Raw genomic sequence first — 11,640 nt, 5'->3', positions numbered from 1 at the left:
CGCGCACTAGTCTCGTCCTGCAAAAAGTTCGCTTATTTGGAAAATGACTGCGTCATATCCGTTTTCAGCTCTTTGGAGGCAGACTTTTGAAACTTAGAAGTCGAAATCAACTCCCGAAGCAGCTCCTCGTATTGATCCGCGTCAAATGGCACGGCTACCATTTGCTTGGTGAACGATGAGAGCATGATTCCGTTGGCGATGGTGACCGACCGGATCCCCTCCGTTCCTTCTGCAATCAGCTCGCCTTTCCCTGTGCTTATTTTTCGAATGAACTTTTCTGTGACCACCTTATGCCCTGCTTCCACGCTTGTATCCACTTCGATCTCCTCTTCTTCATACTCCACGTTCCCGAACCCGTCCTGCGTTTCGCGCAGATGCTTCAGCATGGAAATATGATTGCGGTAGATGCGAAGCTTATTGTTTTCGTACAGAAGTCTTCCGTTCTCCCCAACGATCTCCAGACGGTTCACACCCGGTGACTCGGCAGTCGTCACGATAAAATGCCCGATCATGCCGTTATCATGCTCGAAATAAGCGGTGACTTCGTCTTCCACTTCAATATGGTGATACTTGCCGATATGGGCATGTCCGCTGATTCTTGCCGGGACCCCGAAGACCCATTGATAGAAATCGAGATTGTGCGGGCATTGATTGGTCAGGATGCCGCCTCCCTCCCCCGCCCAGGTCGCACGCCAATCACCGCTGTCGTAATAGGACTGTGATCGGAACCAAGCGGTATTGATCCAAGTGGCTCTCGTCAGCTGCCCCAGTTCACCGCTGCCAACCACTTCCTTGATTTTTTTATAATAGGGAAGCGTCCGTTCCTGGAACATCATGCCGAACACCAAGTCCGGAAACTTCTCCTTGGCCTCGGCATAAGCATCGATGGTGAGCTTGGCGTCATTGACATGAACGGCCAATGGCTTCTCGCAGAGCACATGGATTCCGCGTTCGAACGCATCACTTGCAATGGCCGGGTGGCTGTAATGCGGCACCGCTATAATGACCGCCTCGAGCCCGGATTGCTCAAACAGCTCCAGATGGCTGTAATAGGCCTTTGTGCTGCATTCGGCAGCAAACCTGTCCGCCCGCTCTTGAACCGTATCACACACGCCTACAAGCTCAATTTGCTCCATCGACTTTATATTATGGATATGCGTTCTTCCGATGTTTCCTAAACCGACCAATCCGAGCTTCACTTTCTGCACGCTCATGCTTATAGCCCCTCTCCTTTGAGTATTCGATACGATTACGACCAAGCCAAGCCTTCATTTAACAGCAGCCTTTTTAAGGCTTGTGCCGCTATTCTAAATCGCTCGGGTCCTTCTTGTTCCGGGAATGCACGGTGCAGATGAGGCTCGATGGATAAAAATCCGGAAAAGCTTCTCTCCTTCAGTGCTTTAACAAACGCTGAAAACTCGCCGTCTCCTTCGCCTGCCGGGACAAACATGCGCGACTGTTGGTCCGCATCCTTGATATGTACATATTCGAGGTAAGTTGACAGCTGCGGGTACGCCTCACTCATCGGCATCACCCGGTTCATGACAAAATTGCCGGGATCAAAGGCAAGTCTCAGACAAGGAGAGTCACAATGCTGCAGAATGCTCAAGCAGCGCTCATCGGTATCTCCGTAAACGCCGCTATCATTTTCCATCAGCAGCGTAATATGTTCCTCCTCAGCTATTGTGGTCAGCATCTTCATACGGGAGAGCACTTCGCCGCGGTAGTTCTCCGGCTCTTCATTGTCGGGGATGTAATAAGAAAATACGCGGATATAGCGGGCATCCAATTGTTTGGCGATATCCGATGCGCGCTTCAATTTCTCAAGTTCGGGGGCAAAGGGGTCTTGAATCGGGTATTTACCGATTGGCGAGCCAATGGAGGACACGCGAATACTTGTTTTGCTTAATGCAGATTTCAATCGGACCAATTCTTCATCGGTCAATTCCAGTACATTTTTACCATACACGCTCCGGAGCTCCAAATAGGAAATGCCTTCGGACACGAGCACGTCGAGCTGTTCCTCCAAACGATCGGAAATTTCATCGGCAAAACCGGTTAGTACCAGCACTCTTGCATCACCTCTCCTTAAATTCGCAGCGACTAAGCTTAACTGTCGATATGGATTAGTGTAGCAGGCGGCGAGAAGCTGAAGGTACTTCCCGGTTGACCAGGTTGATATCCTAAATGTTCTAAAATTGACTTTTTACCAAGCGTCTGTACTGCGTCGGTGTTTTACCCTCCCATTGCTTGAATACCTTGCTGAAATGGGAATGATTTTTAAAGCCCGTTTCATAACAAATATCCGTCACCGATTTCTCCGGGTCGAGCAGAAACAGGATTTTGGCCTGATTGATCCGTCTTCTGTAAACGTAATGAAATATCGTCATCCCCGTCACTTCTTGAAAAATGCGCACCAAATAATACTTGTTGATATGCAGGTTCTCTTGCAATTGGTCGAGACGAATATCGGTCATATAATGTTTTTCGATATAGGACAACGCGTTCTGAACGTGCTGCTCTTTTTCGGACGGGAAACCGGCTTCTTCTGTCACCGGCTTCATCAGCACTTGGCAAATGAAAAAAAGCGCATCCAGACACAAGACCCGAAACCGCTCATGGGAGACGGCATCCGGTGCGGTATATAAGCGGTTCAATTTACGCAGCATTTCTTCGAATTCACCCTGCTCCTCCATGCTGAGCTGAACTTTGTAGTTTCGAAGTCTTTCGAAAGGCTGCAGTGGATTGATCGAGAATACATGCTCGGATGCAGCGCGAAAGTAACCGGGATCAAAATTCAGAAGCGTCCGCACATAGGGATGTCCTTCAAAGCTCTTAGGCATATGCAGAGTCAAACCATGCATCACGATGAGTGTACCTGGTTTGAGAACATGAATTTTGTCGCCGATCAAATACTGCCCTTTGCCCTCATGGAAATAAAAGATTTCATAGTGATCGTGGGATTGAAAATTCCCTGCCGTTACCGGGACGCGTTTTAAATATTCATATTTCAGCAGATAAGCAGGTTCCACACCGTTGCCTCCGATCCAGGGACTTTCTCAACTTTTGAATGACAGTCCATTTTCTTCTAAGGCGCTTCTAAGGATGGGTAAAGATTTCGGCCCCATTCCGTGAATTTTTAAAATCTCTTTTTCCGTATATTTGGAGAGTTCTTCCAATGAAGTGATCCCGTGATGCTGCAGTGCGTTTCTTGCCGGTGAAGCGAGCAGTGACAGAAATCCTTGGTCAGGGTTACGTTCTTCCTCATGTTTTTTCGCCATGTTTTCATCCCCTTCGAAAAGTTTGTGTCACCACAATATTAACACTTATTAGGAGTAACAATTTCTTCTGATTTGCTCATTCTCAACGCTCATACACATCGTTCAGAGCTTGTCCAGTGTAAAACGATCTCATTTGTTTTAAATTTCCTCTTGCTCAATATTGCCTATCCTGCTATTATGGAGAAGCGTAAATTTTGGAAAGCGAAATATTCGGATATATTAGGATCTTTCCAAGCAGATAAACTTTGACCACTTCCCCTCGGGAAGTTAAGGCCATACGGACAGCCGGGTCAAATGCCGACTGGCAACTTTCGTTGCCTTATTGATTGAGTTAAAAGCTCAAATTTTATAAGTTGGTAACTTTATAACCAGTGCTGACGCACACAACTTGTGAAACGGTCAATAAGAGTGGTAAAAGTAATTATTTGCTATATAGACTCTGATCCTAACAAAGTATATTTGAATATTAAGAGCCCTTCCATGAAACGTAACGTTTTATGGCTGACTGATAAGCACACTAGGGGTTTGTCCGGTCATGCTTATTGGAATTTCTTATTATTTGACTATATCAAGCAAGTGTGATGCGCATGGTGCGTGTTTCGCTTGCTTTTTTGTTGCCGTTTTTACAGAAAAAATTGAATTGGATGAGGAGATTGATTGAAAAATGGGAAAAGCACTAATCATCGGCGCCGGTGGCGTAGCATCTGTAGCAGTTCATAAATGCGTTCAAAACAGCGATGTCTTCGAAGAAATCTGCATTGCCAGCCGTACCAAGTCCAAATGCGATGAACTGAAAGCAAAACTTGACGGTGGAAAAACCAAAATTACGACCGCACAGGTCGATGCCAACAACGTGGATGAGCTGATCGCTCTGATTAACGAAGTGAAGCCGGATATCGTAATGAACCTGGCCCTTCCTTACCAAGATCTGACGATCATGGATGCTTGCCTGGCAACCAAAACACACTACATGGATACGGCTAACTATGAGCCGGAAGATACGGCGAAATTTGAATATAAATGGCAGTGGGAATACCGCGAGCGCTTCGAACAAGCAGGTATTACAGCTCTGCTCGGCAGCGGATTCGACCCAGGTGTTACCGGCGTATTCTCGGCTTACGCGCTCAAGCACTATTTTGACGAAATTGAATACATCGACATTCTGGATTGCAACGGCGGAGATCACGGCTATCCTTTCGCCACCAACTTCAACCCGGAGATCAACATCCGTGAAGTGTCCGCTAACGGCCGCTACTGGGAAAACGGGGAATGGATCGAAACGAAACCGATGGAAATCAAACGCGAGTATAACTTCGCTGAAGTCGGCCAAAAGGATATGTACCTGCTGTACCATGAGGAGCTGGAATCCCTTGCGCAAAACATCCCTGGACTGAAGCGCATCCGCTTCTTCATGACATTCGGCCAAAGCTACCTGATGCACCTCAAGGCGCTTGAAAACGTAGGAATGACCTCCATCGAACCGATCGAATTCGAAGGAAAACAAATCATTCCGCTGCAATTCCTGAAGGCAGTGCTTCCGGACCCGGCTTCCCTCGGACCTCGTACCGTGGGTAAAACCAACATCGGCTGTATTTTCAAAGGAAAAAAAGACGGCCAAGATAAAACTTACTATGTCTACAATGTTTGCGACCACCAAGAGTGCTACAAAGAAGTCGGCTCCCAAGCGATTTCTTATACAACTGGCGTTCCTGCCATGATCGGCGCTGCGATGGTCCTCACCGGCAAATGGAACAAACCGGGCGTATACAACGTCGAAGAGTTCGATCCGGATCCATTCATGGAAGAGCTGAACAAATGGGGACTGCCATGGGTAGAAGACTTTAACCCGGTGCTGGTTGACGCCTTGCCTGAAGAAGCAAGAGAGCCGGAGCTTGTTCGTTAAGATGCGGTTCGAGGAGTTACCTACACCCTGTTTTGTAGTCAGTGAAGAACTCATTGAGAAAAACCTGAACATTTTGAACGGTGTCATGCAGCGTACGGGAGCCAAGATCGTGCTTGCGCAAAAGGCTTTTTCCATGACCGAGATGTACCCGCTTATCGGAAAATACTTAAGCGGTACGACCGCCAGCGGATTATTCGAGGCACGGCTGGGCCATGAGGAAATGGGCAAAGAGAATCATGTCTTTGCCCCCGCTTACCGTGAAGATGAGATCGACGAAATTGTTTCCATTTGCGACCATATCATTTTCAACTCCTTCTCCCAGTTGGCAAAGTATAAGGATAAAGCTCTTGCAGCCGGCAGAAAAGTTGGCATTCGCATCAATCCGGAATGCTCGACGCAAGTGGGACATGAAATCTACGATCCCTGTTCTCCGGGGTCAAGATTCGGCGTGAAGCAGGAGGATTTCCAGCCGGAACTGCTTGAAGGTGTTACGGGACTGCACTTCCATACCCTGTGCCAGCAGAACTCCGACGATTTGGAAACCACGCTGAATGCGGTTGAAGATAAGTTCGGACAATGGCTGCCGCAAATGGAATGGATCAATTTCGGCGGCGGCCACCACATCACGAGAGACGACTACGATATTCCGAGACTCGAGGCTTGTATTACTCGAATGCAATCCAAATACGGCTTGGAAGTCTACCTCGAACCCGGAGAAGCCATCGCGCTGAATGCGGGCTATATGGTCACTTCCGTGCTGGATATCCATCGCAACGGCATCGAGATCGCCATCGTGGACACCTCAGCCACCTGCCATATGCCGGATGTGCTGGAAATGCCGTACCGTCCGCCGCTGATCGGTTCAGGCGAAGCCGGTGAGAAGCCGTACACCTACCGGCTCGGCGGTCCGACCTGCCTTACGGGCGACGTCATCGGAGACTACTCCTTCGATCAGCCGCTTCAGAGCGGCGACCGATTGGTATTCGAGGACATGGCGATCTACTCCATGGTCAAAACGAATACCTTCAACGGCATGCCGCTGCCGGCCATCGCCGTGCAGGAGAAAGACGGCAGCTGCCGTGTCGTGCGCGAGTTCGGCTATCAGGATTTCAAGATGAGACTTGCTTGATGAATAAGAAAAACGTCTATCGACGTACCTTCAAAGAAGACAGACCGCGTCTAGAGGAAGTTTTTCTTGCGAGATCAGGAAGCAGAAGCTCCGAAACTTATACTTTCTGATCTCTTAAACAAAGCCTTAACCCTCTCACAAGGGTTAAGGCTTTTTGGTTTAACGTTTTCTTTTTAAGATAAAGCCTCGTATAGACTTACTTAAGAATAACCTTCAAATAGGCTAATTCCCCTGGCTGCATGATCATTTGTGCATCTTTACCGCTGCTTGGAATCTGGCGAACCACTTCCTCCAGGGGATCAACCAAGCAGGCAGCCTCGACTTCTCTATCCATTACGCTAAAGGTATACTCGGACGGCTCGGTTCCGGCATTTCGCAGGGTCAGAATAAACCCATTCCCATCCACAGCCGGTTTCACGTATAGCAGGACGACCGTACCGCTTGACTGGCTAAACCACTGCCCTTCTTCCTCCCGATCACACATCACCGCCGCATTCATGGCTATAGGATCCGCTGCAGCTATGCCCGCACGATAAGCCTCAACGGGATCAAATTGCCCGAACGGACTTAGCTCATAATGTAAAACGATCTCTCCAGGTTGACTGGCCCAGAAATTGGTATCCCAATAATTGTTCATGGCCCATGCAAGCAGCAGCGGATTTTCCTGGCGGCCGATCTGCTTACTCTCCTTGCCGAAATGAAAATCGCCGATTTGAACGAGCGGTGCATCGGGACAGGCTAAGGTGATCCCCTTCTGCTGATCATAGATGGATACCGTCTGGTCAACGGTCACCCAGTCCCGGCAAGCGGTGCCAAGCTGCTCCCTGTCTAGTTCGACTAACAAGCCGGCTGTATCATAATGGGCGCGCCAGCCTTGATCCATCTGCAGCGGGAAGGCGAAATAGATCGACTCAGGCGTCCTTATATCCGATTTATTCATGGACGCGGAAAGACAGATCCGGGGATGGATGGCAGAAAAGGTAATCCGCTGTTCCAGCCGGGAAACCCCCGGCGCTTCAAGCTCCAAGACATACGTCACCGAATCACTGGTTTGTTCGACCGAATAAGCTTGCAGCCGGTTGGCACCGGCACGCTTTGCTTTCCATTCATGATTCCAGACGGATATACTGCGATTCCCTTTGTCGACATCCCGCGGGAACAAGGTGCTTCGATGCTCAGGATTGTGGCGCCTGTCGATCGTCTCCTGAACAAACTCAAATAACGTCCATGGGCTCTTTTCGTCGAGCATAGGCCAATGATGTATCTTATCGAATAACTGCACAATTCTTCCGCTGACAGGGTTGAATGTCATCCGGTAAAATGGCGTTTCGATCTTCCCTTCTGTGACCGAAATACGGTTGGACGAGGCGGCCAGCCGGGCTTCTAACCGGGCAAACGGGATCTTTTTCCACGAAAATGGCGCCATCTCTACCGTTCCATACGATTTATAGCTCTGTACCTCCTGCATGTACGGCAAGAAATCCATGACGCGCGAAGCGGTTAAATGACGACCGCTGCCGAGGTAATATTCAGGGACCTTGACCTCCGCATACTGCGTTTCACTTGAGGTGTTGACCAGCATAACGCCGCCAGGCTCATCGGACTGCAGGGGGTTCCCTGCAACCGTTTCCATTTGTTTGGCATACACGTAAGCAGACAGGTCTGCCGATTTGTACGCCGTCACCCTCTTGTGCAGCTGCATCGAAATCGAAAGCGGATGGTCAGGGAGGTTAACCGAGCCCCAAGAACCCCAGGTATGCTCATCATACAGCAGCGCCTGCTCCCATGCCTCGGTTTTCGCTTTCGTGTATTGCAGGTTTGGCGCCCCTTGGATCGCTTCAAGAAAATCAGCCTTCTTCAGATTTTGCTTCGTTTGGCGAACGATCTTAGTTTCTTTCGCGGAACTTCCCGCACCGAAATTCCAGTAGTCTGTCCAATCGCCCGAATGAGTCTCGATTTGTTCTTTCGGCATCCGGCGAACCCGTTCCAGAAGCATCTCCGGGGTCGCGAAAATCACCTTCTGGTCATGTCCTTCTGCATTGTATCGGCGGATCAGCGACAGCAGGTTCGGGTCCGGGCAGTTATTGTCATACAGCGGCGGATTGGTTGCCGTTAAGTATACGAAGTCATATGGATAACCCTCCCCTTCCAGACGATCAATATAGTCTCTAATCCCTTGCGCCATGAGCTGGGTATCATCCTGACTCGTGTGGAAAAACTGGCTGAACAGCGAATAATGCTCGCCCAGGAACGTCAGCAGCTGGCGGTTGTCGGGGGTTGTCCAGTTAAACACGGCAGGACGTGGCAGCGGTATGCCCCCGAAATGGACGTTAATCCCTGTAATATAAAACTCGATCCCCGCATCGAGCAATACCTGGCTGAGCGGCCATGGCTGCCCGTTGACATCATGATTTATTGCCGTTTTGATGGAGACGCCAAATCGCTCCCGCAGCTCGCGAACCGGCTGAAGCATTCGTGCAAGCTGATCCGTATGTACAAGGGGCGTCGTATGCATCGGAAGTGCAGCTATACTGATCTGTCCATTGTGCAGCAATCTGCGGAAATCGGAAATTTGCTCAGAGGCGGCTGTCTCCAGCCACTGCATCACGGGATACGTGGCTTCGCAGGTCCAGCGGAATTTTGAGTCCTCGGGCTCATGCTCCGATTGAAGACACAGCCGGATTGCTTCATCAATATAGTCTTTCTGCAGCTCCAGCAGTAACGGCTGGGGATGCGTGTAGCCGATATCCAGGTGACTATGGTGCAAACACAATATTTCTTTGATTTTCGCCATTCCTGTCACGCTCCTAAAACTTTATGCATTCGTCATCCTTCATCTTCAGGGTTAAATGATAAATCTCTTAAAAATTGTATCAAGTTCTGTGAGCTGCGTATTTACAGAAACGTATATCTTTTATACAATCGTCATGCCTATTTTCGGAGAAAAGGAGATGGTCTGTAATGGATTTTGCCAATCTTCATCCTTACGTCTACCATGCCTGCCTATATCCATTTTCCAGAGGCCAGAACAGCCTGTCGCGTACTTGCTACGCTTCATCGCTCTATCTGATCAGCGAGGGTAAGGGCATCATTCGCTTTCGGGGAGAAGACCACCCGGTCGTTCCCGGTTCTCTTGTTTATATGCCTCCCGGGTTGATTCACGACTGGTATGCAGATTTGGAAGAGCCAATGGTTCACTATTGCTGCTATTTTGATTGGACGTATATCGATCGCAGAGAAGCCTTCTCGACGCCCAACATGATCTGTTTCGACCTTTCTCAACTGCAGCCTTCGCTCATTGGGCCTGCGTTTCCTGTGCCGATTCCCGAATTGATGACGGTAAGCAAGCTGCGAATATGGATGGATGGATTTGAAACTTTTTTTAATAACAATGAATACATAAACGAGCGAACCTATTATCGGGGCCTGAAGATTCAATCTAATTTCCAGCAGTTCATGGAGTACTTCCTCACCTTCGCTCTAAAGGAGAACAATATCCCCGATCCCCGAATGCTTCATCTTTTAGAACGGCTGGATCAGGATTTGATGACCGGCAGCGTGAAGCCGCTGGAAGTATATTTCCGGGAGCTTCACATCAGCCGCGGCTATTTTTTCGAAAAATTCCATCAGGCCACCGGCTTATCACCCACGCAATATATGAACCATTTCCGGATTAACCGTGCCAAAGATGATCTGCGGTTCTCCCATTTGAGCATCACGGAAATTTCCGAGAAATACGGCTTCTCGTCGGTTCATTATTTCTCAAAGCTGTTCAAGCAGTTAACGGGAACGCCGCCAAAAGAGTACCGCGCAGCTTATATCAGCGAGGGCTTAAAGCAGGTAGAAGTTTTTGCACCATAATCAGGGGCGTGAGTCTGCCAGCGCGCTCCCTCTTGTTCGAAATGCTAATTAAAAAAAGACCGCTTTGGGCGGACTTTTTAGTATACTCTTGGTATACAGCCAAGTTCATCGCAGCGTAATTTGCAAATTTCGACTCTAACAGGAATGACATGATGCGAGGTGAGATGATCTGATAACGTAAAGCAAATCTTTTCTGCGGCTCATTAAAAATATGAATAAGGTGGGTTACGAATGAAAATTACAGGTTACGAATTATTCCTTGTACCACCACGCTGGTTATTTTTAAAAGTCGAAACGGATGAGGGCATTGCGGGTTGGGGAGAGCCTGTTATTGAAGGGAAAGCCGCAACGGTAAAAACGGCGGTCGAGGAGCTGATGACTTATTTAATCGGCAAGGACCCTTTGCGCATTGAAGATCACTGGAATGTGATGTACCGTGCCGGATTCTACCGCGGCGGCCCGATCCTGATGAGTGCGATTGCCGGCATAGACCAGGCACTGTGGGATATTAAAGGAAAGTTCTATCATGCACCTGTCTATCAGTTGATCGGCGGCGCTTGCCGGGACTCGATGAAAGTGTATTCCTGGATCGGCGGGGATCGCCCAAGCGAAACGGCACAAATGGCGCTGGAGTGTGTGAAAAAAGGGTTTCAAGCCGTCAAAATGAATGCAACTGAAGAGTTACAATACATCGATTCCTTTGACAAGGTTGAGAAAGTGTTGGAAAACGTAGCGGCGATTCGGACCGCTGTCGGGAACCACATCGGAATCGGAATCGATTTTCACGGCCGCGTACATAAGCCCATGGCAAAAGTACTGGCTAAAGAGCTCGAAGTGTTCCGACCCATGTTTTTAGAGGAACCTGTGTTACCTGAACATAATGAAGCATTAAAAGAGATCGCATCGTTAACCTCCACTCCGATTGCGACGGGAGAGCGGATGTTCTCAAGATGGGATTTTAAGCATCTGCTGTCCGGCGGATACGTGGATATCATTCAGCCTGATTTATCCCACGCCGGCGGCATCACGGAATGCAAGAAAATCATCAGCATGGCGGAAGCCTACGATATCGCGGCTGCCCCGCATTGTCCGTTAGGTCCGATTGCATTGGCCGCCTGCTTACAGGTCGATGCCACCGCCCACAATGCCTTCATCCAGGAGCAGAGCTTAGGCATCCACTACAATCAAGGAAATGATCTGCTTGATTATTTGATCGATCCCGCTGTTTTCCATTATGAAAACGGTTACGTTAAAATCCCGGACGGCCCAGGCTTAGGGATCGAGATTAACGAAGAAAAGGTGCGCGAAATGGCGAAAATAGGCCATCAATGGCAAAATCCGCTGTGGCGCCACAAGGACGGAAGCGTAGCCGAGTGGTAGAACCGCTATTGCATATCCCATCAAAAGATAAACAAATCAAAAAGATCGTTCCTCTCATGATGGGGAGCGATCTTTATTTGTTTCAA

At 48.9% G+C, this 11,640-nt stretch carries 9 protein-coding genes; 4 read left to right on the top strand and 5 right to left on the bottom strand.

The genetic code is table 11. The features are described 5' to 3' along the window. Positions 1-32: 32 nt before the first annotated feature. The 4 genes from K2F33_RS21290 to K2F33_RS21275 form a co-directional block, all read right to left on the bottom strand. Complete coding sequence (locus K2F33_RS21290) at positions 33-1,214, bottom strand: Gfo/Idh/MocA family protein (RefSeq protein ID WP_263878494.1); 1,182 nt, start codon at positions 1,212-1,214, stop codon at positions 33-35. Positions 1,215-1,249: 35 nt separating this feature from the next. Further along, complete coding sequence (locus K2F33_RS21285) at positions 1,250-2,071, bottom strand: sugar phosphate isomerase/epimerase family protein (RefSeq protein ID WP_263878493.1); 822 nt, start codon at positions 2,069-2,071, stop codon at positions 1,250-1,252. A 121-nt stretch (positions 2,072-2,192) separates the two neighbouring features. Then, on the bottom strand, positions 2,193-3,032 hold the full coding sequence (locus K2F33_RS21280) for a helix-turn-helix transcriptional regulator (protein WP_263878492.1): 840 nt from the start codon (positions 3,030-3,032) through the stop codon (positions 2,193-2,195). 27 nt (positions 3,033-3,059) lie between these two features. Next, the gene (locus K2F33_RS21275) at positions 3,060-3,281 is read right to left on the bottom strand and encodes a DNA-directed RNA polymerase subunit alpha C-terminal domain-containing protein (RefSeq protein ID WP_412973934.1); all 222 of its coding nucleotides are present in this window, start codon (positions 3,279-3,281) and stop codon (positions 3,060-3,062) included. Between the two features lie 664 nt (positions 3,282-3,945). On the opposite strand from K2F33_RS21275, the gene K2F33_RS21270 reads away from it, so the two are divergent. Continuing rightward, positions 3,946-5,184, top strand: coding sequence for a saccharopine dehydrogenase family protein (locus tag K2F33_RS21270; protein WP_076164580.1), 1,239 nt, complete (start codon positions 3,946-3,948; stop codon positions 5,182-5,184). A 1-nt stretch (position 5,185) separates the two neighbouring features. Continuing rightward, complete coding sequence (gene nspC / locus K2F33_RS21265) at positions 5,186-6,313, top strand: carboxynorspermidine decarboxylase (protein ID WP_263882410.1); 1,128 nt, start codon at positions 5,186-5,188, stop codon at positions 6,311-6,313. A 196-nt stretch (positions 6,314-6,509) separates the two neighbouring features. Here nspC and K2F33_RS21260 read toward each other — a convergent pair whose 3' ends face one another. Continuing rightward, positions 6,510-9,107, bottom strand: a complete 2,598-nt coding sequence (locus tag K2F33_RS21260) for a glycoside hydrolase family 38 N-terminal domain-containing protein (RefSeq protein ID WP_263878491.1) — start codon at positions 9,105-9,107, stop codon at positions 6,510-6,512. 167 nt (positions 9,108-9,274) lie between these two features. Between K2F33_RS21260 and K2F33_RS21255 the strand changes: the two genes are divergently transcribed. Then, positions 9,275-10,174: a helix-turn-helix transcriptional regulator gene (locus K2F33_RS21255; protein WP_263878490.1), complete on the top strand. Its 900-nt coding sequence runs from the start codon at positions 9,275-9,277 to the stop codon at positions 10,172-10,174. A gap of 231 nt (positions 10,175-10,405) precedes the next feature. Then, complete coding sequence (gene dgoD / locus K2F33_RS21250) at positions 10,406-11,554, top strand: galactonate dehydratase (RefSeq protein WP_076164573.1); 1,149 nt, start codon at positions 10,406-10,408, stop codon at positions 11,552-11,554. Positions 11,555-11,640 lie beyond the last annotated feature (86 nt).

The sequence above is a fragment of the Paenibacillus sp. PSB04 genome, from assembly GCF_025809195.1.
Lineage (GTDB): Bacteria > Bacillota > Bacilli > Paenibacillales > Paenibacillaceae > Paenibacillus_AQ > Paenibacillus_AQ favisporus.
The sequence above is the reverse complement of the archived record's forward strand: the minus strand, read 5'-3'. Positions and strand labels throughout refer to the sequence as shown.

Coding starts and splice junctions, on each gene's coding strand:
- K2F33_RS21275 (WP_412973934.1), bottom strand. CDS start 3,281: ATGGCGAAAAAACATGAGGAAGAACGTAACCCTGACCAAGGATTTCTG.
- nspC (WP_263882410.1), top strand. CDS start 5,186: ATGCGGTTCGAGGAGTTACCTACACCCTGTTTTGTAGTCAGTGAAGAA.
- K2F33_RS21290 (WP_263878494.1), bottom strand. CDS start 1,214: ATGAGCGTGCAGAAAGTGAAGCTCGGATTGGTCGGTTTAGGAAACATC.
- K2F33_RS21260 (WP_263878491.1), bottom strand. CDS start 9,107: ATGGCGAAAATCAAAGAAATATTGTGTTTGCACCATAGTCACCTGGAT.
- K2F33_RS21270 (WP_076164580.1), top strand. CDS start 3,946: ATGGGAAAAGCACTAATCATCGGCGCCGGTGGCGTAGCATCTGTAGCA.
- dgoD (WP_076164573.1), top strand. CDS start 10,406: ATGAAAATTACAGGTTACGAATTATTCCTTGTACCACCACGCTGGTTA.
- K2F33_RS21255 (WP_263878490.1), top strand. CDS start 9,275: ATGGATTTTGCCAATCTTCATCCTTACGTCTACCATGCCTGCCTATAT.